The sequence below is a fragment of the Bartonella sp. MR168JLCBS genome, assembly GCF_042194175.1.
On record NZ_JBHIMP010000257.1, the window covers coordinates 607 to 836 of the forward strand.

Here is a 230-nt window from a genome sequence, read left to right on the forward strand (position 1 = left end):
ATTCACCAGAACGTAACAGAAATTAACTTAATGGCGCATAACAAATGTGCTCCAAACCATCATAGCCGCGAAAAGTACCTGTTTTAGGGTTGAAGGAACGGTATTTTTTCTTGCAATATTGAAGCCAATCATCTGCCCATGGTTGTTGGAGTGGCTTATATCTTGCCGTGGATTGAACTTCATAAATTATTTGACTTTGTGGGACCTGTTGATAAACAACTTGCGGAACT

Annotated in this window: 1 protein-coding gene; it reads right to left on the bottom strand. The window is 39.6% G+C overall.

Translation table 11 applies throughout. The annotated features are described in order from the left end of the window. Positions 1 to 22: 22 nt before the first annotated feature. Positions 23 to 230 (bottom strand): BA14K family protein (locus ACFIK8_RS10715; RefSeq protein ID WP_375669416.1); only part of this gene is annotated, 208 nt, incomplete at its 5' end.